Origin of the sequence: Bacillus sp. 166amftsu (assembly GCF_900107445.1) — a bacterium.
Lineage (GTDB): Bacteria > Bacillota > Bacilli > Bacillales > Bacillaceae_G > Bacillus_A > Bacillus_A arachidis.
Genome location: NZ_FNQA01000001.1, coordinates 1,162,614 through 1,182,511 on the forward strand (window position 1 = coordinate 1,162,614; position 19,898 = coordinate 1,182,511).

Here is a 19,898-nt window from a genome sequence, read left to right on the forward strand (position 1 = left end):
TTAACTACGTTATTTACAAAATGTAATATATAATAAATGAGGCCATTATTCATAAAAAAATTGAGGTGTTTACAAAATTGATGTTTTTTGGAAGTATTACGCTTATTTTATTCCTTATTTTTCTATTCTTTTATGTAAAAGATCCCAGAAGCTTATTAATCGGATTTCTATTCAATTTATTCTTTTGTTCATCCCTTATCCTTTTCCTTTATTTAGGTCTCAGCTCGAATAATGGGATACTTAGATTCGTTGCAATCATACCATTTTTAATTATTCTTTTTATGTTATCCTTTGGTATATTCGCTTTAATGATTGGACTATTTCTTAATGCAAGAATCTTGATGAGAAAAGAAGGCCGACGTTTTTCTAACTGTTTAACTTTGATTGCTGGGTTAGGTATTTTATGCACTATGCTATTCTCACTATTGGATCCAACACGATTTTTATCTCCTCATTTCCAGCCGATCTTTACAGGAGTATTTTTCATTAGTGTCTATTTCTTTTTCCATATATCAACTTTCTTAACAGCTTATTTTCTGTATCAATTTAACAGACCACGGCGTAATCAAGATTTCATTATCGTTCTTGGCAGTGGATTAATTAACGATAAAGTACCACCACTTTTAGCAAGTCGAATTAATAAAGCAATTGATTTTTACTGGAAACAGGCTGCTGTCACTACTCCGCCCACAATCATTTTTTCTGGTGGACAAGGACCAGATGAAAATCTTCCTGAAGCTGAAGCGATGCAAAAGTATGCTGTTGAAAAGGGTATTCCGATTGAACATACCATACAAGAAAATCGTTCCGTCAATACGTATCAAAACATGCTCTTCTCAAAACAAATTATGGATTCATTAAAAGACAAGTATAAGAGCATCTTTACAACGAACAACTTTCATCTATTCCGCGCTGGCTTATATGCAAAGCAAGCTGGATTAAATAGCCAAGGAATCGGTTCCAAAACTGCTTTCTATTACTGGCCAAATGCGATGATTCGAGAATATATTGCAATCGTTGTAATGAGTCGGAAGCGTCATATGAAGGTCGTAGGAGTTATTTTAGGGTTCGCTGTCTTTTTATCAGCCATGAGCTTTTTATTTAGTTAATTTATACCGGAAAAGCCATCCTTTCGAAAAAGGGTGGCTTTTTTAGTTTTCATACAGCCTTAGGAACGGATCGATAATTGATTACATGTAAAAAAAGCATCAATGATAGGCGATCTTTCTTTAAATGCTAAATGAATATAACGATATTGTTTTTGCTTTAACTTTTTCATTTCAATATCTTTATGTGACTTAAAAAATAATTCTGGCCCCATTGTAATCCCGATATTTTGTGATACCATATTAACAATCGTTTCACAATTTAGTACCTCTAATATGATATTGGGACATACTTGGTGATCAGATAAGTTTTTTATTACTAATGGCTGATACGGCCCTTTTGGCATAATAAAGTCCATTCCATCAACTTGCCTAATATCAATTACTTTTTGATTCGTTAACGGATGATTTTTCGGTAATCCTAATACGATTTCATCTTTGCTAACTGGGATTGATTGTATTTGTTTTTTTACATCTGATTCTAAAATAAACCCTATGTCCACTGTGCCATTATCAATCCACTCGATTACTTCTCCATATGTACCCTCAAATAATAAAACTTTAATACCCGAGTAACTCTGTTTAAGATGTAATAACATAGGCGGTAATATTTGTGATGCTGCACTTGTAAACGCCCCGACTTTGAGCGTACCCTCCAATCTCTTATTTTGTATAGATACTTCTTGTTTAATCGCCGCTTCGCTCTTCAATACATTTTGAATATGTGGAAAAATACGATTTGCAAACTCGGTTCTTCTAATTTCAGCCTGCTTATTTCTGTGTAATAAAGGATGACCAAACTCTCTTTCTAAACTAGCAATCGCATGACTCACAGCTGATTGTGTCATGTTTAATTGCTCTGCCGCTCTAGTAAAATTCCCTAACTCTACTACTTTTTGAAACACTTCATATCTAGCTATAGTCATGAGTTTTACTCATACCCTCCATTCAAAATATGAATTTCACTAATTTTATTATACTCGTTACGATAAAAATAGACCAATTCATCTAAGGGAGGATTCACTTTGAGCAAAATATTATTATTAACTTTTGGAATGTTTGCATTAGGAGTAGATGCTTATATAATGGCAGGCATTTTGCCCCAAATTGCTGATGATTTTCATGTTTCAATTGGAACAGCTGGGCAAACCGTAAGCATATTCACAATTTGTTATGCGATTGCAGCTCCTTTGTTTGCTACATTTATGAGAAAAGCGAATACAAAACATACGTTATTAGCAGCATTATTCCTTTTTACACTCTCGAACTTTATCACCGCTGTTACCCATCAATTTATTGTTCTATTAATTTCTAGAGGAATAGCCGGCATAGGCGCCGGTATATACGCGCCATTAGCATCAGCTGCTGCTGTTACATTCGTTTCTGAAAAACAAAAAGGAAGAGCTTTAAGTACCATTTTACTTGGAATGAGCGCCGGAACTGTAATTGGTGTTCCATTCAGTATATATATTGCATCAGCTTATGACTGGCGCATGGCAATGTGGTTTATCGTTACCGTTGGGGTAATCGGGATATTTGCTCTCTTTGCTAAATTCCCTATGATAGAATCTAGCCCTTTGCCGACATTGAAAGAGCGGCTAAGTATGTTCAAAAACAAAAAAACTTCACTTGTCATGCTTATCACCATGATATTAAGTTTTTGCAGTTTAGGCTTGTATACATACTTAGATACCATCGTTGTTTCATATGGATTTCAGAAGTCGATCCTCTTTATTTGGATGTGGGGTATCGGCGGGATTGCAGGAAGTTTTGTAATTGGATTGATAATAGATTTGTATAAGAAACCAAAGATCGTATTAATGTACTTAATGTGTATCATGTTTTTCTCATTTATATTTATGAGTCTTTTCCATGGAAGTGCCGTATTATTGGCCCTTTGTTTAATCCTTTGGGGTGGTACCGGATGGGCAACACTCGCCACTCAACAAAAAATACTTTTAGAAATTAGCCCAGAACATGCAACCATTTCAATTGCCTTACTGAGCTCGATCAATTATTTTGCTGGCTCAATAGGCACAATGGCAAGTGGAGTATTTTTAGAGAAGGGCGTAGACCCTATCAATTTACCTTATATATTAGGTGGAATATTACTTTTGGCTATCGGAGGACAGATTCTGTTTATAGGTAAGGAAATTGTAAAATAGGCGTAAATAATCATAAAAAATCCCAAGAAGCATCTACTCTGCTCCTCGGGATTTCCTTTATCTTCTCTTCGTAATTTTCCCTGAACCGCCAACCCTTGTTTTAGGGGGAGACGTATTCTTCGGCGGGCTTTTAATCGATGATTTCGGTTTTACATCAGATTCAGTAGAACCGCCTGGTGATTTGATAATCTTTCCCTTATTCTCTGTAGACGGCGGAACCGTTTTAGTTTCTTTTTCTATAATGCTTCCTTTATCTCCTACAGAGGTCTTTGGATCTACTTTATCACTTCTCTTAATAATAGAACCTTTACCTTGCTTTGTAATAGGCGGCGGTGTCTTCTTCTCTTCTTTTGTAGGCGGTCTTTCTGGAATAACCGGTTTATGGTTTTTCCGATCTGTATATCCGCGGTAATCACCATGATACGATTTACGTGAATCAAATATATCGTCTAATATACTTGCCAAAATATAACCTTGTAAGAAAGATGGCTGGTAATTTTGGCGCACATATTCTGTATTACTTATTTCAATAATGGTATCTGATGGTTTTTCTTTATCCTTTTGCAAATTATACATTTTGTCAGGATAAACGAGAAACATCTGGTTTTCATCTTCTTTAGATGCTTGCTTGGGCTTATTTTCATCAATCAGTTCTTTTGCAATCTCTGGAACTGATTTATTGGCAGCCCTATATACATATGATTCTTGCTTACCATCTTTTGCGACGGATTCTAACGGGTAACGGTCCTGAATCGATTTCTCATTTTGACACCCTGATAATGTAAACCCAGCAATTACAAGTAACGTAACAATGGCAAGGATAGGGATGAAGAACGATTTAATCATGGTAAACAATCGGTTTGACATGATTAAGCCCCCTTACGTTGCCCTTATAATTTGTACATCAGCAGAAAGAATCGCTTCTCCCTCATACATCATTGTACGTCCATCTTGCCATTCAATACGAAGTAACTTTCTATTATCAGATTGAAACTCCCACACATATTGTTCATCAGAGACAGCAAACGGTGTTTTTCCCATCGCAACAACACGTCCGTTATATCGTTCTTCCATATGGTACTCGATATCATCCATTTCAATCGTCGTTGGGATCTCCTCTACGGAATCTAAACGACCATCAATTGGTGTATACAGCTTATAATAAGTACTTTCACGGTTTTCGATTTTTAAATAGCGAATTGTTTTCCCGTCCTGTAATGTTAAAACAATTTCATTACGAGAATGCAGGCTTGTTTTTCCGGTCACTTCATACATTACTAATGAAACTTCAACCATATCGCCAGGTGCTAACGTGAGTAAGGATTTCTCTGGTTTCACAGGCTCCGGACTTTTCATTATATTTTTAATTCGTTTGAATAAACTCATGATCTATCCCTCCTTTTCTCTTTATAGACAAGCTGCTAAAATGAGGGCCCCAACAATATGTAATGAACCGGCTAATAAAGCATGAGTCACATGACCTTGCTTCGTCCCCTCTTCTAAATCTAAATCTACCAGCTTTTTCAAAATAAACTCAATAAACATTTCAACAACTAATAAAATAACGAAAGAAACAGTGGATGCAAGAAGCGCTTGCCATAGGTCGTTTGCTTTCATAATCGATTGTGACAAAATATATCCTTGTGCAAACAACTTCATAATAAAACGTGTTGTAACTGCCATATTTCCTTGTTTTATTTCTGCTACATCATTGTACTTTGTAAAAATAGAATCAACCCACATAAGTGCAAATAACAGAACAGCACTTGCTCCTGTCCATACGAGCATGGCTAACACATTCATCCATGTCATTACAAAACCTCCTCTAAAAGATAATAGAAAACCGACATGGTTTATTTCAGACATGTCGGTTCCTGTGTCTATTCTATATTATTTCTCATACTGCTTCATAATACGTGCTAGTTCATCATCCACAGCTGAGTTTTTATTTAAAGCCGCAAATTCATCATCTAACGACTTTTCTTGTTTATAAATTTCACCGCTTGCCTCTGCTTCAGCTTCTAATTGAAGAGCCTTTTCTTCCATACGGCTCAGACCAGCTTTTGCAGTATTGGCATCAAATCCGGACATCGCTTGATTAATGCTCTTTTGTGCCTTCGCTGCGTTTACACGCGCTACAAGTGTTTCACGTTTATTTTTTAGCTCTGTTAATTGCTTGCGCATTTCTTCTAATTTTGCACGAAGGTTATCAGCTGCTGCTTTATTTTGCTCGTAGCTTGCTTTGTATTCATTCATCTTCTGTTCTGCATTTTGCTTTTCTTCTAACGCACGGCGCGCAAGATCAATATTATTTGCTTGAACTGCCATATGTGCTTGTTCTTCACGTTTCTTCACAAGTGCTTCTTGCTCTTCAAACAATAATTTAAACTTTTTCTCAAGCGCGATTTGAGCCGCTACACTCTTCTCAGCTTCTTGTACATCTTGCTGCATATCACGTAAATATTGATCCGTCATCTTAACTGGATCTTCTGCTTTCTCAATTAACGCATACACATTTGACATCGTTAAATCTCTTAATCGTTTAAAAACAGACATTTAAATTCCTCCTATGGATTACCTCATATTTCAAACTTACTCCACGTAAAAACTTTCCTTTACAGTAAGAATATTCATTTTTAAATCCTATGTGTTTATTATATCAAAACTAAGATGTCCTTACATGTTATTTACCAAATATACAATCTATAATCTGACATTGTTATTGCAATATGTACCCATACTATAAATTTTATCTTTATATTTTCTTTTTCCTATCACATTTTTAACTCTTTTCAATGCATTACATTATTGTAATGTTACTGTAAGCTAACTCGATAGTTACAAAAACGTTATTCTTATAAAATGAAATCAGAAGCCGAGGTTAAACAAAAAACAATTTTGCTTCTCTAAATTTAAAAAACATTACATTTGTATTTACTATAACGTATAAAAAAGGAGACAAGAAAATGAAAAAATTAGTAGGTATTGGGTTAGCAGCAGCAATTTCATTAGGAGCATTATCAGGCTGTTCTTTATTAGGAGAAAAAGCAAATGGTATGGTTACTTACGGAAGTGAACAACAAATTAATCAAGTAATCGATAAAAACAAATCTGATATCAAAGAAAAGAATACGTACAAAATGAAACTTGCGACATTAGAAGGTAAAAAAGTACTTGTAATGGATAAAAAGACTGGTGAAGAACTAGTGAAAAAAGAATTGATTAAGAAAGTTGAAAAAGAAAATACAAAAGCAATTGATAAATTACCAGCAGTAACAACGGACCAAGGTGTATTATTCGCGAAAGAAGAAGTAGCAAACGCAACAATTGATGGAGCGAAATTAAAATACGAAGGTAATACAATCATCGGTGACGCCCGTTCTTACGCGGATATGTTTGCTATTGTAGATGACGCTGCATACGGAAAAGTAAATGGTGAAGAAAAATCTGTAGGTGTACTGAAATTTGCTAAAGACCCTAAAGATAAAATCCAAGATACTACGAAAGAAACAGAAGCTGTACAACTTGTTAAAATCAAAAAGTAATTCATAAAAAAAGCTTTGCGAATTTCGCAAAGCTTTTTTCTATTTATTAACTACTTGCTCCATATCAGGACTACAACTATTCGACTGACATGACTTATTTAAGGAACATGCTGCGCACTTCCCTTTTTTACTTCTCTTCACAAAATTGAATAATGTATATCCTGCATAACCAAAAATGACAGCTCCAATGACAATATTGATTATCATTATGATACATCTCCTTCTAGAATCCGAGTAAAGATCCAACTTGGTATATAACGAGCGTTAATAGATAAGCAACAATAAGTGGATAAACAACAGAGAAAATTGTCCACTTTATAGATCCTGTTTCACGGCGAATAACAGCTACTGTTGCCAAGCACGGAACGTATAACAAAATGAAGAACATGAATGCATATGCTGATAACGCAGTATAGTGCGCTCCCATTACATTTCCTAATACATCTTCTTTCACCGCATAAATAATGGCCATTGTAGAAACAACAACTTCTTTTGCTAAAAATCCTGTTAATAAAGATGCCGCAGCTTGCCATGTTCCAAAACCGAGCGGTGCTAAAATCGGTGCCACAAAACCACCAATCATCGCTAAGAAACTATCTCCCATATCTACGCCAAATCCTGATGGACCTGCATAATTTAATAACCAAATCACAACGGAACCACCAAAGATAAATGTACCCGCTTTACGAACGAAACCTTTTCCTTTTTCCCACGTACTAAGCCATAATGTTTTTGCTTGGGGCACACGATAAGGTGGCAGTTCAATAACAAAAATTGATTTTTCTTCTTTTAAAACAGTAAGAGACATTACCTTTGTAACAAGCAAAGCAAGAACAATACCAACAATATATAAAGAAAATACAACAGTCGCTTGGTTATGAGGGAAAAAGACTCCCGCAAATAATGCATATACCGGTAAACGTGCTGAACAAGACATAAACGGCGTTACTAAAATTGTAAGTAGCCTCTCTTTCTCTTGTTCAATCGTTCTTGCCGCCATAATCCCTGGAACGTTACAACCAAAACCGATAATCATTGGAATAAATGCTTTCCCGTTTAAACCAAAGAATTCCATAATACGATCCATCACAACTGCAATACGAGCCATATATCCTGAGTCTTCTAATAACGAAATAAAGAAAAATAATGCAAAGATTTGTGGAACGAATACTAATACAGCACCAACACCGGCAATAATTCCTTCTGTAACGAGCGCTTGAATAAAATCAGAGGCCCCAATAGTTGTTAAACCCGCTGTTACCCAATCGGTGAGTTGACCGCTGAAAAATTCATCCAGCATATCCGATAAAGGTGTTCCAATCCACGTAAACGTAACCTGAAAAATAAAAAACATAACAGCTAAAAAGATTGGAAGTCCTAAAACTTTATGTGTGATTAACTGATCAATTTTTTCTGAAAAAGGAATTTTCCCTTCCTTCTCATGCTGAATCACATTTGTTTTTAACTTTTCAATATACGCTGCACGTGAACGATAAATATGTTGTTCCAGCGTTACATCAATTTCTTCCTCTAATTCTGATCGAATCGCTATAAGTTTTTCATACACCGGCAATTTCTTTACTTCTTGTTCTACTACTCCATTATTGCTTAAAAATTGAAGTGCAAGCCACCTTGGATTCTCATAATTTTCCTTAGTTAAAAACTCCATGATATCTGCAATTCCTGCATCTATTTGTTTACCATATGAAATACTGAAGGGCTTTTGCTCTTTTTGCTCACTCTCATGTAGGGTTGCAAGTAACTCTTTGCAGCCTTTTCCACTTCTCGCAACAACAGGAACAACTGTTACTCCTAATATTTCTGATAACCTGTTCACATCGATAATAATTCCACGCTGCTTTGCTACATCAATCATATTTAAACCGATGGAAACTGGTTTACCAAATTCTAATAGTTGCAATGTTAAATGCATATTGCGCTCAAATTGAGAAGAGTCAACAATATTTAACATATGATGAAATTCTTCTGTTAGTAGAAAATTTGTAACAACACCTTCATCACGAGAAACCGGATTTAAATCATATATACCTGGTAAATCAATTAATGTCCCTTGCTTATCTTTTAACTTACCGACCTTCTTTTCTACTGTTACCCCGCTCCAGTTTCCTACATATTCATAAGAACCTGTTAGCGCATTAAATAATGATGTTTTCCCCGTATTCGGATTCCCTAGCAATGCAACTTTATTCACGCTAATTCCACCTTTATCATTTTCGCGTCACAATGACGAATACTAATTAATTGTCCACGGCACTCTAGCGTACACGGTCCCTTAAACATTGCTTTTTGTTTCATACGAAGTTCACTTCCTTCTGAAAGACCAAACGCAGCTAATCTACGCTTTAATAACTTATCTAACGATTGTATATTTTTTACAAGTACTGTTTCACCTATTTTAATATCTACTAAACTCATAATCTTCCCCCTCGAAGAGAATGATAATTATTTTCATGAAAATTATATCATATTCTATGAATCAAGTACTATAGCTTTCCTTTCATAGTTATTAACATTTTTGCACAATTATATTTAAATAATTGTCATAACAGATTCATTTGCCATTCTCATCCATTTCGATTACACTGAACCTAACAAATAAAGAATCTCGTTATCACAGGGGGAGCCTCGTTGCTGAGAGGGAACAATTCGTTCCGACCCTTAGAACCTGTTAGTTAATGCTAACGTAGGAATTGTGCAAGCGTCGAAATACATATACCTCATCATTTTCTACTTACGTATTTCATATCTCCCTATGGTAAATTATTCTTTTTTTGTGCAACTAAGATTTAGGGGGAATAAGAACATGCGTAACACCAATTTACAAGCGATGATTGAATCTGCAATCCTTGCAGCCTTCGCCTTAATCATCGACATTTTACCAATCTCGATTAAACTTCCAACAGGCGGGTCCATTTCATTTGCTATGATTCCTATTTTTATTATCGCATACCGCTGGGGATTTAAAACGGCTTTCTTCGGTGGCTTAATTTGGGGGCTATTGCAAATTGTATTCGGAGATGCTTATATTTTAACGCCAGTTCAAGCGTTTATTGAGTACTTCGTTGCATTTGCTTTTATCGGTTTTGCTGGATTATTTTATCAACCTATTCAGCAATCAATGGCGAATAATCAAGGTAAGAAAGCAATGGTCTATATTGTTATTGCTACACTCATTGGTAGCTTAGCACGTTATTTCTGTCATTTTATTGCCGGGGTTATCTTTTTTGGGAAATACGCACCGCCTGGACAATCGGCTGTTCTTTATTCATTGATTGTGAACGGTAGTACAATGCTTGGTTCTTTCGCTTTATGTACAGCTTTACTAATGCTTCTATTTACAACAGCTCCACGCTTATTTAAAAGTATTGGTGCACATAATTTGAATTCAAAAAATACGGTTGCCTAAATGGCAATCTTATTTTTTATTTAATGAGTTATATCAATAATAAAAACAATAAATACACATAAGAATATAAATACCATTACACTTAGTAAATTACTATTCATGGCTAATCTACTCCTTGTAAACCTTATTTTTTATATAAATTATACGTGTAGAATATAAAGATAAAGTAAAGATGCTATCAAAATAAAATTAAGAAATAATAAAAAAGTGTAGAATTTCGTTTCTACACTTTTTTATGTAAATAAAAGTAAAACAGTACACCATCTACTGTATTATCTACACCATATTCCACACCATGAAGTTCTAAAATATTTTTAGAAATGGCGAGCCCCAGTCCTGTTCCACCTTTTGAGCGCTGACGAGCTGTATCGATCCGATAAAACCGATCCCAAATCTTATCTAATTGTTCCGCTTCAATATGAGCGCCTTTATTTTCTATACAAATCTTTATTCGATTCAGTTCATCTCTTATAGAAATAATAATATCCTTTTTTTCAGGTGTATAACGGATTGCATTCGTTACAAAATTTATAATTACTTGTTCGATACGATGTTGATTTGCAACAACTTCGATTGGCAAAAGGCATTTATGAACATTCAATTCTTTTTTCGCTATTTCTAATGATAGTTGTTCACATATATGCTCAATAACTCCATCAATATAAAAAATATCCATTTTCATTTTATACGTACCAGACTCAAATTTAGCTAACTCCAGCATATCCAAAATTAACATATCCATCTTATCGACTTCTTTTTCCATTGCCTGAAAATAATACTCTTTCTTATGCTCTGCCACCCCATCTTTTAAAATAGAAATGCAACTTTTCATAATGCTTAGCGGAGTTTTCAATTCATGCGAGACACCCGAAATAAATTCTTTTCGTGTGTTTTCTAACCTTCTTTCTTTTTCGATGTCTTGTTCCAATTGTTCAATATGTGAATGGAGCGTATTAGACAACATATTAATATTTTGTGATAAATCACCAATCTCATCTTTTGAAGTAATGGGGATTCTTTCAGTGAAATCTAAATTTGCGATTTTTTTCGTTGTGTCGTTTATTCGTAATAATGGTTTGGCAATTTGTTTTGAATAATAGAAAGAAGCTAGAAAAATAAGTACTAATACAAATGCAATGATATATATATAATAATCCTTCACCATTTGCACCGCTTCATCTACTGGCTGCAAGGAAGCCATTGCGAATATATATGTTAACGAACCATCTTTTTCTTTTATTGGTTTAATTAATAATTTATATTTTATATCATTTTTTTCATAGTCATTTACTCTTAAGGTATCATTATTATCTTCATTTTCATTTAACAGTAATTCTGCTTGAAATTCTTTTATACTTTCCAAAAACAAAGTATTTTTATAAATTGGATTCACTACCCCTTTACTATCAGGCAGTTGCACTTTTGTAATGGTTCCCCCAAAAACAGTACTAGGAAATTGTGCAGCACTTTTTCTTTCCTCTTTCAGCTTAAGAGCCATTTCATTTGCTTTCTTATCTAAAGGCTTGTTGGACCAATTTATACTTCCCTTGCTTACATTTAATACAGCAGGGACAAATGTAGAATCTTTATCTATCCCATAAATTGAAATTTGCAACCCTGAAAAATACGGGAGTTTTTCATTTTCAACCTCTTCTATCGCCATCAGATAATAGAGAGGGATTGTAATGTTTGTTTTTCCAAGTTCCTTCTGCGATAGCCGATCCAACTTTACCTCTAAATAAAAATCATCTGCATGTTTTAAATTCCCATCACTATCTAACGTCGTAATCCATGTATTATTTTCTCGATAAAAATCTTGTTCCAGTTTCTGAATAGCTTCAGTGTTACTATTATTCAAATAATCTCTCTCAAAAGAGCTTATATTCGTTTTAATATCGTTCACCTTTCGGTTTGCATAATATTGTTTGAAAAATATTGTTTGTCCAATAAATATTGTTGCTAGAATTAGCATACATAAAGCCGCTGTAAGAATAAATAATTTGAGTACAATCCCTTTTCTCATACATTCCCCTCAAATTTATACCCCATCCGAACAACAGTTGTAATATGCTTTGCTTTATCACCTAATTTATTTCGTACATTACGAATATGGCTATTCACAGTCCGATCATCACCAGCAAATTCATATCCCCAAATTCTTGAAATCAACTGCTCTCTCGTAAGAACAATCCCCTGATTTTGCATAAAATACGTTAATATTTCAAACTCTGTATGTGTTAAATTAATATCCATTCCATCTATCATAACAACGCGAGAAGGAAAATGAACATAAATTCCATGAATAGATAATGTATCATTTTCATTGTCCGAAGACTTACTTATAGTTGCCCTACTTTCCAGCAATCGTTTCGCCCTTGCCAATAAAATAGGCGGACTATATGGCTTTGTTACATAATCATCTGCCCCTAGCTCAAATCCAAGTAATGTATCATCCTCATCTACACGTGCTGTCAGCATAATAATTGGCACTTGAGACGTCTTACGGATCCTTCGACAAACAGACCAACCATCTAATTCTGGTAACATAATATCAAGAATAACTAAATGAACTTCCTCTTCTTCAAACAAGAATAAAGCTTCTTTTCCATCTCTTGCCTCAAGTACTTGATATTGCTCATTTAAAAAATAATCTTTCAAAATTTCACGTAAAATATCTTCATCCTCAACAATCAAAATTGTTTTTGACATATTCTTCTCCCTCTCTCGTTACTAAATACCAAAAGATAAGAATACTGTAATCTCATCTTGAATCAGTAGCAATCAACTTTGCCTCAATAATATATCGATCCGGTGCATCTCCTATATAATTGAATGGATAGCAGGTCGTTAGCGTTAATGTTGGCTCTTCTTTCTTCACAATGACTGTGCGATCATCCGCATGTGTAATCCATGTTTTTTGAATCTCATAACTATAAATTTTATTATCATATCCTATAATAAGTTTATCTTTTTCTTTCAGCTCTGCTAACTCTGTAAAAACAGTATCACGATGTCCGCTCAACACTGTATGGCCTCGTTCAGAAGGGACTGTTGTAATATCACTAACAAACATACCTACTCCTTTTTTCAAAGTGGTATCATTAGATCCCCAATATACAGAAAACTTCTTCTTTATTTTCGGGATATTTAATAGAGCTACTTTCTCACCTTCTTTATATGACATCTGAGAAGAAGACACTTGAGAATTTACAGGTACTTCAGTAGAATGCTCTTTTGATTGTATTTTTTCAAAATCCTTTATCTCTTCTGTCGTTAAATCTTGCGCAGAACTTTTCCCCTTATACCATTCAAAAGAATAATAACCTCCAATAAGAATACCAATTATTATAAGGGCGAATCCAATACGATTAAGAAGTGCCACTTTTAATCCCTCCATGCAAAAAATGGTAGGGATATCCTACCATTTTTAATATATGAAATTACCCCATGTTTTATAGACCAATGAACATTTCGTTTTACGATTTAACCTTACGACGATTCAATCCAAACAATGTCCCTAACGCCATAAGGCATGCACTTAATGCTATCATTGCTACACTATTTGATGCTGTATTTGGTAATTTTTCACCTTTTACTGCCTGCTTTTCTATTTCTTTTTTCGCAACTCCATCCTTTTGCTGTGCTTGAATTGCTGCTTCTTTTCTTGCCATATCTTGCTTTTCTTGTGTCTGTACTGCTTCTTCCTTCTTGGCTATCTCATTTTTTTGCTGTACTTGCGCTACTGCCTCTTTCTTTGCTACCTCATTTTTATGTTGTTCCTGAATCGCTGCTTCTTTTTTCGCCATATCTTGCTGTACTTGCGTTACTTCTTCTTTTGTCATTGTGCCAGTAGACGCACTAGCCACTGACGAATACCCTACTGATAAAAGTGCCATCGCACAGATTGGTAAAAGTTTCTTTTTCATTTTATTTCTCTCCTTGTATGCTTTTTCACATCGCATCAGATGTATTTATAGGATATATCCGTTATGTAAATATGAGATGCAGATAAAATGGATTTCTGTTAAAGATTGAATCAATATCAGAAATACAATCCCCCGCATATCTGAACGTTTAAAGTGCATCCAAAAAGAACAAAAAAAGCATTGTAGATTCCCTCTACAATGCTTTTTTATGTGTCTCATTATTTCAGTGCCTAATTGTTACTTTCACGTGAATGTAAAGTAAAAGGGTCTGAAGTGATAACTAATTGTCTCGGCTCAGTTTTCTTTAAGTGATTAGTGACGTTACACTTACGACGTTGAACACCCCATGCCTTTATAGGGTTTGTGAAAATGACTCTTCGCTCTTCATTAGGGGTCTCTTCTTCAAACTTACAACTTTCGCTCCGTTTACACCATTTCATTGTAAATATGGAAGAAGAATGATCTTTTTCTCGATCAAACAAATACGAAAAACTCATATCTCCAGCTAATACAACTGTGTTACTAGCTGATAACAAAGCAAAGGTTGTCCAACGTTTCTTCATTCCCTTCTACTCCTTCTTCACATAGAGTGCCTATAGCTTACTTTACCTAAAATGTGCTTGCCTTTTACCTTACATTCATAAGTTTATCCAAAAGACAACTATGTAACTATCGATTTTCCTTACAAATCACCTTACATTTTTGTAAGAAATAAACCTTTATCAAATATGTACTTCTCATTTTTGACTTTTTCCTCTCAATCCTTTACAGTCGAAATGTTCACCAGTTTTACAATCTAGGAGGATTATTATGAACATTGAAATAAAAGACACTTTAATTTCTACAGAATCGTTACAAGCAAAAGTAAAAGAACTAGCACTACAAATTGAACGCGACTTTGAAGGCGAAGAAATCGTTGTAATCGCTGTATTAAAAGGTTCTTTCGTATTTGCTGCTGATTTAATTCGTCACATTAAAAATGAAGTAACTATCGATTTTATTTCTGCATCTAGTTACGGAAACCAAACGGAAACAACAGGAAAAGTTAAGTTATTAAAAGATATCGATGTCAATATTACAGGCAAAAATGTAATTGTTGTAGAAGACATCATTGATTCAGGCTTAACACTTCACTTCTTAAAAGATCACTTCCTTATGCATAAGCCAAAAGCATTGAAATTCTGTACATTACTTGATAAACCAGAACGTCGTAAAGTTGACTTAAAAGCAGAATACGTTGGCTTCCAAATCCCAGACGAGTTTATCGTCGGCTATGGTATTGACTGTGCTGAAAAATATCGTAACTTACCATATATCGCATCGGTTGTTACAGAAAAATAAAACCAAATATAACTTCCATCGATTTCTGATGGAAGTTTATTTATATCGGTTACTAAAGGTTGTTACCTAAAACATTAACAACCTTTTATTTTTTATAAAACATTTCTAAGAAATATTTACACTGTACGTAAAAAGCCCCATGCATCTAGGGGAAACTTTAAAGCCATTGCCATGTACGAAGACAACTTCATTTTAGATTATTTATTTATGTATTTACTATTCGCTTCTTCTTTTGTAGGTACAAATAAAAAATACTACCTATGACGACAACTACTCCCCCTAAATAGATACCATACTTCGTTGCCAGTTCTACAATCATTTCGATATGTTTTCCAAACAAAGATCCAAGTACGAAATAAAGCAATGTCCAAACAAATCCTGTCGTATAGGAATACAAAGCATACGTTTGAAATCTCATGTTACTCATCCCAACTAAATAGGGTACGATATGTCTAACGACAGGTATAAAGTAGCTTGTTACTAATGCATACTGTCCGTATTTACCAATCATTTCTTGTGATTTCAGCAAGTACTTCGCTTTTTTCTTTTCCAACAATTTATCAAGTACTTTAGCACCAAATATCCTTCCAAGTATATAACCTAAAGAGAGGCCTGACACAACGCCCAAATAGGTTAACAAAAAGGCCGGAATTATATTTAGTATGTCCAGCGACGATACAAAGCCACCACTCATCACAATCATTTCATCTGGAACTGGCATACCTACAATCCCAAGCCATAAACAAAAAAATAAAGCCCCGTAACCATACGTCTCAATATAAGATAACAATTCATGTAATTCCATTACGTGCATGCCTTTCTACAACTAAAAACATGAGCTGGAGGAAGGTTCAACCAAACTTTTTTTAGTGAAATTTCCTGAAAAAAGTTTTGGATAAATGCTTTCTTTGCAAGCGAATATTGAAATGTAATGAACTCGCCGTCCTCACTTAATGATTCTATTACGCTGGATAAAATACGAGAAGATACTTCCGTTGGTAAAGATGTAAAGGGTAATCCTGATAATACGTAATCAACCTTCTCTATTTGAAACTCCTTTATATACTTCTTTAGATTCTCCGCTGATCCATGTATGACTAAAACGTTTGGATCATCCTTAAACTGCTCCTGTAACTTTTTGAAAAAAACTTCATTAATTTCAATTAAGATAAATATCGTGTGTTCTTTTTTTCTTTTTATAATCTCTCGTGTAAATGCTCCTGTTCCAGGCCCCAATTCTAGAATATACTTTGCTTCTTCAAAATTAATTGCGCCTACCATCTTTTTGGTTAATCTATTCGAACTAGGTGCAATTGCCCCAGTATTCTTTGGATGCTTCACAAATTCGGTTAAGAATGTAATAAATTGCATTTCTAACCTCTCCCTTTCATTCGGTATTATCTAATATAGCTCCAAGTATAACTATCATTTTTTAAAAAATAGCATGGAAATTTCTTAAGATTTTATGAAGAAATGAACAGGATAGAAAATATAAAAGCAGCTACCGCCTATAGCGATAGCTGCTTTCTTCATTACTTCGCACTCACAATCTTGTAATAAGAACGAACTGTTAAGAAGTAATATCCAATATAAATAACACTATATACACCGATACTCATTAATAATGGGATCAATATTTCAAATGGTAACAAGTTTGATAAGCCTTTTAGCGCAAATAAGCTGTGTAAAATCCCAATTACTAATGGAATTGCAAATATAAAACCTACTTGTTTTGCAATCGCCTTTTTCATTTCTCGCTTTGTAACTCCAACTTTACGAAGTACAACATAACGATCGCGGTCTGCACTTGCTTCTGTTAGCTGCTTGAAATAAATAATAGAACCTGTTGCAAGCAAGAACACTAAACCTAAGAATAGTCCAATAAACATCATTAACCCTGTCGCTTCAAGTCCTGCTTGGAAACCAGTATAGAAGTCTCTGAATGGTGTTTCAATTTCAGATTTTCCAGCCGGCATGACTTTCGCTAATTTTTCTGTTAGAACTTTACTGTTTCTTTCATCTTTAACATCAATATTTTTCACAACGCGTGTTCCAACTACTTTTTTAGCTTGTTCATATACTTGATCTGGAACAATTACAAATAATTCACCTAAGTTTGTGACATTATTACTTCCTGTACCTTTAATTGCTAGAGTCTTTGTTTCTTTTCCAATTGGAAATACGGCTTTATGTCCTTTATAGTCAGCGTTAAACTCATATTCCTCAATATATGAACCATCATATACAAAGGCCTCATCAGCCCCTATATCCACTGTATCTATATTCATCTTTTTCGCAAGGGTATTAAAAGATGATTTCGAGATAAGTTGGTATTGCTCAGTAATTCGATAATGAGTATTTCCAAGCATATCTGCTTGTTTTCCTTCAAACTTTCCTTTCACAGGAACCATCTCAACTTCAAATTGATTTGTAACTGGATGGTTTTTCTTTTCCTCATTAAAAATAGATTCTATTTTATTATCTAATGCTGCATCTTTTTTCTCATACGAATAACTATACGGTGCAAATTCCTTCGCTTGCTTAAATGTGTTGTAATACATCGTAACCGACGTACCGACCGCTGTTAATGTTACCGCACTTAATATCGCAATTGTTGCGAGGGATTTTGCATTTCCTTTAATACGGTACAGTAGTTGGGACGTCGTTACCATGTTCATACCGTTATAGAAAGATGATTTCTTGTTTCTTGCTCGTTTTAATACAAATACTGTAAAGAACATAAATAGTAAGTACGTACCAAGTACTGTTGCAAGTAAAATATAAAGCGCGACTGTCATAAAGTCTGCATATTTAATTGCTTTAATATACATCAGTGATAAGAAATAACCTGAACCGATTAAACAAACTGAAAGTAATGCTATAATCACGGATCCTTTTGGCATATCTTCCCCTTCACGCTCCGCACGGAAAAGTTCAATTAATTTAAAGCGATAGATTAAACGATACCCTTGCAGTGATGTATAAAGAATGATCACAAAAAAGATAATTGCCGTATCAATAATTGCAGCCATTGGTAATTCAAAATGTACATTTAAATTTAATCCCATCATGCTTACTAATAATTCAAGGAATAACTTTGAAAGTACACTACCAATCGCGATTCCGACTACTAATGACATCAAGCCCATCAGCATATTTTCATAAAATAACATTTTACCAATTTGTCTTTTTCGAATTCCTAGTAGAGAATATAAACCAACTTCTTTTTTACGCTTACGTGTAAAGAATCCATTAGAGTATATAATAAATACCGCTACGAAAATAATCAGCATCACACTTGATACTTGGAATGCTCCACTAATTTTCTTAGAACCTTCCGCTGCTTTTTCCATTTGTGAGTTATACTCAAGCGCCTTAAATGTAAAATAAATGACGATGCTAAAGATCATAGATGCAAAATATAAAAAGTAATCCTTAAAATTCCGCTGTATGTTGCGGAGGGCAATACTAGATAATGTCATCTGTCATCCCCCCAGAAATTGCGGACATTACGTCGACTACTTGTTGGAAAAATTGTTTACGTGTTAAGTCCCCGCGATGCAATTCTTTATATAGCTCACCATCTTTAATGAAGATAACACGTTTACAATAACTCGCGGCAAATGCATCATGCGTTACCATTAAAATTGTTGAATTATCATATTCATTTAATGCCTTCATACTTTCTAATAAATCTGTTGCTGATTTGGAATCAAGTGCCCCTGTTGGCTCATCCCCAAAAATCATACTTGGATTTGTAACGATTGCTCGTGATGCCGCGCAGCGCTGCTTTTGTCCACCAGATACTTGGTACGGGAATTGACTTAAAATATGATCAATACCAAATTTCTTCGCAATCTCCAGAACGCGACGATCAATTTCGCTTGCTTTCACTTTTGATAACGCAAGTGGCAATGCAATGTTTTCTTTCACCGTTAACGTATCTAACAAGTTATAATCTTGGAAAATGAAACCTAAATGATCGCGGCGGAACAATGCTAATTTATCATCATTCATTTTCACAATGTCTTTCCCATCAATTAAGATTTCACCGCTCGTTGCATTATCGATTGTAGAAAGAACATTCAAAAGAGTCGTTTTACCAGATCCAGAAGGTCCCATAATTCCAACGAATTCCCCTTCTTGTACTTGTAAGTTAATACCTTTTAGCGCTTCGAATGTATTTCCGCCTGTATCGTATACTTTTTTAATATTTTTCGCTTCTAATACCGTCTTCATCTCTATATCCCTCACTTCTTCTATTCTCTATTTTCACTATATCTTAACTTCCACTCTTGCCACTATCGATGTTTCTTACACAAACATGACAGTTATGTAAGGGCACTTAGCAGAAGAAAACAAAATTTAACCTTGTGAAATAACTACTT

At 34.5% G+C, this 19,898-nt stretch carries 22 protein-coding genes and 1 riboswitch; of the genes, 5 read left to right on the forward strand and 17 right to left on the reverse strand.

What is annotated here, in order from left to right:
• Positions 1-80: 80 nt before the first annotated feature.
• Complete coding sequence (locus tag BLV40_RS06395) at positions 81-1,109, forward strand: YdcF family protein (RefSeq protein ID WP_090688152.1); 1,029 nt, start codon at positions 81-83, stop codon at positions 1,107-1,109.
• A gap of 59 nt (positions 1,110-1,168) precedes the next feature.
• Here BLV40_RS06395 and BLV40_RS06400 read toward each other — a convergent pair whose 3' ends face one another.
• Positions 1,169-2,032, reverse strand: a complete 864-nt coding sequence (locus BLV40_RS06400) for a LysR family transcriptional regulator (RefSeq protein WP_026593840.1) — start codon at positions 2,030-2,032, stop codon at positions 1,169-1,171.
• A gap of 99 nt (positions 2,033-2,131) precedes the next feature.
• On the opposite strand from BLV40_RS06400, the gene BLV40_RS06405 reads away from it, so the two are divergent.
• Complete coding sequence (locus tag BLV40_RS06405) at positions 2,132-3,271, forward strand: MFS transporter (protein WP_090688155.1); 1,140 nt, start codon at positions 2,132-2,134, stop codon at positions 3,269-3,271.
• A gap of 57 nt (positions 3,272-3,328) precedes the next feature.
• On the opposite strand, the gene BLV40_RS06410 is transcribed toward BLV40_RS06405, so the two are convergent.
• The 4 genes from BLV40_RS06410 to BLV40_RS06425 all read right to left on the reverse strand — a co-directional run bounded on the left by BLV40_RS06410 (position 3,329) and on the right by BLV40_RS06425 (position 5,827).
• Positions 3,329-4,138, reverse strand: a complete 810-nt coding sequence (locus tag BLV40_RS06410) for a DUF4247 domain-containing protein (RefSeq protein ID WP_090688157.1) — start codon at positions 4,136-4,138, stop codon at positions 3,329-3,331.
• Positions 4,139-4,150: 12 nt separating this feature from the next.
• Positions 4,151-4,657: a DUF4178 domain-containing protein gene (locus BLV40_RS06415; RefSeq protein WP_026593843.1), complete on the reverse strand. Its 507-nt coding sequence runs from the start codon at positions 4,655-4,657 to the stop codon at positions 4,151-4,153.
• A 21-nt stretch (positions 4,658-4,678) separates the two neighbouring features.
• Complete coding sequence (locus tag BLV40_RS06420) at positions 4,679-5,083, reverse strand: DUF350 domain-containing protein (RefSeq protein WP_090688159.1); 405 nt, start codon at positions 5,081-5,083, stop codon at positions 4,679-4,681.
• 78 nt (positions 5,084-5,161) lie between these two features.
• On the reverse strand, positions 5,162-5,827 hold the full coding sequence (locus tag BLV40_RS06425; RefSeq protein WP_026593845.1) for a PspA/IM30 family protein: 666 nt from the start codon (positions 5,825-5,827) through the stop codon (positions 5,162-5,164).
• Between the two features lie 410 nt (positions 5,828-6,237).
• Between BLV40_RS06425 and BLV40_RS06430 the strand changes: the two genes are divergently transcribed.
• On the forward strand, positions 6,238-6,816 hold the full coding sequence (locus tag BLV40_RS06430) for a lipoprotein BA_5634 family protein (RefSeq protein ID WP_026593846.1): 579 nt from the start codon (positions 6,238-6,240) through the stop codon (positions 6,814-6,816).
• A 39-nt stretch (positions 6,817-6,855) separates the two neighbouring features.
• On the opposite strand, the gene BLV40_RS06435 is transcribed toward BLV40_RS06430, so the two are convergent.
• Genes BLV40_RS06435 through BLV40_RS06445 form a run of 3 tightly spaced genes read right to left on the reverse strand, consistent with a single transcriptional unit; the run spans position 6,856 to position 9,252 of the window.
• Positions 6,856-7,023: a FeoB-associated Cys-rich membrane protein gene (locus BLV40_RS06435; RefSeq protein WP_026593847.1), complete on the reverse strand. Its 168-nt coding sequence runs from the start codon at positions 7,021-7,023 to the stop codon at positions 6,856-6,858.
• Between the two features lie 16 nt (positions 7,024-7,039).
• Positions 7,040-9,028, reverse strand: coding sequence for a ferrous iron transport protein B (gene feoB, locus BLV40_RS06440; protein WP_090688162.1), 1,989 nt, complete (start codon positions 9,026-9,028; stop codon positions 7,040-7,042).
• Positions 9,025-9,252, reverse strand: coding sequence for a FeoA family protein (locus BLV40_RS06445; RefSeq protein WP_026593849.1), 228 nt, complete (start codon positions 9,250-9,252; stop codon positions 9,025-9,027). The genes feoB and BLV40_RS06445 overlap by 4 nt, the downstream gene beginning before the upstream one ends.
• Positions 9,253-9,443: 191 nt before the next feature.
• A riboswitch (TPP riboswitch) is annotated at positions 9,444-9,545 on the forward strand.
• Positions 9,546-9,640: 95 nt separating this feature from the next.
• Here BLV40_RS06445 and thiT point away from each other — a divergent pair.
• On the forward strand, positions 9,641-10,243 hold the full coding sequence (thiT, locus tag BLV40_RS06450; RefSeq protein ID WP_026593850.1) for an energy-coupled thiamine transporter ThiT: 603 nt from the start codon (positions 9,641-9,643) through the stop codon (positions 10,241-10,243).
• Positions 10,244-10,466: 223 nt separating this feature from the next.
• On the opposite strand, the gene BLV40_RS06455 is transcribed toward thiT, so the two are convergent.
• From BLV40_RS06455 to BLV40_RS06475, 5 genes are all read right to left on the reverse strand, one after another.
• The gene (locus tag BLV40_RS06455; protein ID WP_090688165.1) at positions 10,467-12,266 is read right to left on the reverse strand and encodes a sensor histidine kinase; all 1,800 of its coding nucleotides are present in this window, start codon (positions 12,264-12,266) and stop codon (positions 10,467-10,469) included.
• Complete coding sequence (locus BLV40_RS06460; protein WP_090688167.1) at positions 12,263-12,952, reverse strand: response regulator transcription factor; 690 nt, start codon at positions 12,950-12,952, stop codon at positions 12,263-12,265. Before BLV40_RS06460 ends, BLV40_RS06455 begins: the two co-directional genes overlap by 4 nt.
• A 52-nt stretch (positions 12,953-13,004) precedes the next feature.
• A complete protein-coding gene (locus BLV40_RS06465; RefSeq protein WP_090688170.1) occupies positions 13,005-13,625 on the reverse strand; it encodes a class D sortase in 621 nt (206 codons plus the stop codon).
• Positions 13,626-13,719: 94 nt separating this feature from the next.
• Entirely contained in the window at positions 13,720-14,169 is a 450-nt protein-coding gene (locus BLV40_RS06470; RefSeq protein WP_090688173.1) for an LPXTG cell wall anchor domain-containing protein, read from the reverse strand.
• A 230-nt stretch (positions 14,170-14,399) separates the two neighbouring features.
• The gene (locus BLV40_RS06475; RefSeq protein WP_026593855.1) at positions 14,400-14,732 is read right to left on the reverse strand and encodes a hypothetical protein; all 333 of its coding nucleotides are present in this window, start codon (positions 14,730-14,732) and stop codon (positions 14,400-14,402) included.
• A gap of 247 nt (positions 14,733-14,979) precedes the next feature.
• On the opposite strand from BLV40_RS06475, the gene hpt reads away from it, so the two are divergent.
• Positions 14,980-15,510, forward strand: coding sequence for a hypoxanthine phosphoribosyltransferase (hpt, locus tag BLV40_RS06480; RefSeq protein WP_026593856.1), 531 nt, complete (start codon positions 14,980-14,982; stop codon positions 15,508-15,510).
• A gap of 205 nt (positions 15,511-15,715) precedes the next feature.
• Here hpt and BLV40_RS06485 read toward each other — a convergent pair whose 3' ends face one another.
• From BLV40_RS06485 to BLV40_RS06500, 4 genes are all read right to left on the reverse strand, one after another.
• A complete protein-coding gene (locus BLV40_RS06485) occupies positions 15,716-16,315 on the reverse strand; it encodes a DedA family protein (protein ID WP_026593857.1) in 600 nt (199 codons plus the stop codon).
• The gene (locus tag BLV40_RS06490) at positions 16,315-16,881 is read right to left on the reverse strand and encodes a class I SAM-dependent methyltransferase (RefSeq protein WP_090688176.1); all 567 of its coding nucleotides are present in this window, start codon (positions 16,879-16,881) and stop codon (positions 16,315-16,317) included. Before BLV40_RS06490 ends, BLV40_RS06485 begins: the two co-directional genes overlap by 1 nt.
• 161 nt (positions 16,882-17,042) lie before the next feature.
• The gene (locus tag BLV40_RS06495) at positions 17,043-18,992 is read right to left on the reverse strand and encodes an ABC transporter permease (RefSeq protein WP_090688179.1); all 1,950 of its coding nucleotides are present in this window, start codon (positions 18,990-18,992) and stop codon (positions 17,043-17,045) included.
• Entirely contained in the window at positions 18,979-19,749 is a 771-nt protein-coding gene (locus tag BLV40_RS06500; RefSeq protein WP_026593860.1) for an ABC transporter ATP-binding protein, read from the reverse strand. The genes BLV40_RS06495 and BLV40_RS06500 overlap by 14 nt, the downstream gene beginning before the upstream one ends.
• Positions 19,750-19,898 lie beyond the last annotated feature (149 nt).

Excerpts from the sequence above, each read along its gene's own strand:
- BLV40_RS06435 (WP_026593847.1), bottom strand. The coding sequence starts at position 7,023 with ATGATAATCAATATTGTCATTGGAGCTGTCATTTTTGGTTATGCAGGA.
- BLV40_RS06470 (WP_090688173.1), bottom strand. The coding sequence starts at position 14,169 with ATGAAAAAGAAACTTTTACCAATCTGTGCGATGGCACTTTTATCAGTA.
- BLV40_RS06445 (WP_026593849.1), bottom strand. The coding sequence starts at position 9,252 with ATGAGTTTAGTAGATATTAAAATAGGTGAAACAGTACTTGTAAAAAAT.
- hpt (WP_026593856.1), top strand. The coding sequence starts at position 14,980 with ATGAACATTGAAATAAAAGACACTTTAATTTCTACAGAATCGTTACAA.
- BLV40_RS06395 (WP_090688152.1), top strand. The coding sequence starts at position 81 with ATGTTTTTTGGAAGTATTACGCTTATTTTATTCCTTATTTTTCTATTC.
- thiT (WP_026593850.1), top strand. The coding sequence starts at position 9,641 with ATGCGTAACACCAATTTACAAGCGATGATTGAATCTGCAATCCTTGCA.
- BLV40_RS06495 (WP_090688179.1), bottom strand. The coding sequence starts at position 18,992 with ATGACATTATCTAGTATTGCCCTCCGCAACATACAGCGGAATTTTAAG.
- BLV40_RS06400 (WP_026593840.1), bottom strand. The coding sequence starts at position 2,032 with ATGACTATAGCTAGATATGAAGTGTTTCAAAAAGTAGTAGAGTTAGGG.
- BLV40_RS06425 (WP_026593845.1), bottom strand. The coding sequence starts at position 5,827 with ATGTCTGTTTTTAAACGATTAAGAGATTTAACGATGTCAAATGTGTAT.
- BLV40_RS06490 (WP_090688176.1), bottom strand. The coding sequence starts at position 16,881 with ATGCAATTTATTACATTCTTAACCGAATTTGTGAAGCATCCAAAGAAT.
- BLV40_RS06410 (WP_090688157.1), bottom strand. The coding sequence starts at position 4,138 with ATGTCAAACCGATTGTTTACCATGATTAAATCGTTCTTCATCCCTATC.
- BLV40_RS06475 (WP_026593855.1), bottom strand. The coding sequence starts at position 14,732 with ATGAAGAAACGTTGGACAACCTTTGCTTTGTTATCAGCTAGTAACACA.
- BLV40_RS06455 (WP_090688165.1), bottom strand. The coding sequence starts at position 12,266 with ATGAGAAAAGGGATTGTACTCAAATTATTTATTCTTACAGCGGCTTTA.
- BLV40_RS06500 (WP_026593860.1), bottom strand. The coding sequence starts at position 19,749 with ATGAAGACGGTATTAGAAGCGAAAAATATTAAAAAAGTATACGATACA.
- BLV40_RS06430 (WP_026593846.1), top strand. The coding sequence starts at position 6,238 with ATGAAAAAATTAGTAGGTATTGGGTTAGCAGCAGCAATTTCATTAGGA.
- BLV40_RS06420 (WP_090688159.1), bottom strand. The coding sequence starts at position 5,083 with ATGACATGGATGAATGTGTTAGCCATGCTCGTATGGACAGGAGCAAGT.
- BLV40_RS06485 (WP_026593857.1), bottom strand. The coding sequence starts at position 16,315 with ATGGAATTACATGAATTGTTATCTTATATTGAGACGTATGGTTACGGG.
- BLV40_RS06460 (WP_090688167.1), bottom strand. The coding sequence starts at position 12,952 with ATGTCAAAAACAATTTTGATTGTTGAGGATGAAGATATTTTACGTGAA.
- BLV40_RS06415 (WP_026593843.1), bottom strand. The coding sequence starts at position 4,657 with ATGAGTTTATTCAAACGAATTAAAAATATAATGAAAAGTCCGGAGCCT.